The following is a 454-nucleotide window of genomic DNA, read 5'->3' on the forward strand; positions in this document are numbered from 1 at the left end:
TAGTGATTTTAGTGAAGATCTCTTGGCAGGGCTTGAAGAGCTTGAGCAGTGGCCGGAAAAAGTCCGCACTATGCAAAAAAATTGGATTGGAAAGTCACAAGGTTTATTGATTCGTTGGGCTTTAAAGTCGACAAATGGTGCTGATGAGGTTTGTGAAGAATTTAAAGAAGTTGTTTGTTATTCAACGCGACCTGATACGCTTTTTGGAGCCTCTTTTTTGGCGCTGTCTGTCGATCATCCCATTTCGCAAGCTTTAGCGCAAAAAGACAAAGCACTTAGCGCTTTTATCGAAAATTGTCGGTGTGGTGGAATGACAACCGCAGCACTTGAAACAGCTGAAAAGCAAGGATTTTGTACATCGCTTTTGGCTGTTCATCCCTTTAATTCAAGGATACATCTTCCCGTTTATATTGCTAATTTTGTGCTTATGGACTATGGAACTGGAGTTGTTTTT

At 41.0% G+C, this 454-nt stretch carries 1 pseudogene; it reads left to right on the forward strand.

Annotated features, from left to right (window positions below):
• Positions 1-454: pseudogene (locus ACFIK8_RS10960) on the forward strand (leucine--tRNA ligase); the annotation flags it as partial.

Source organism: Bartonella sp. MR168JLCBS (assembly GCF_042194175.1).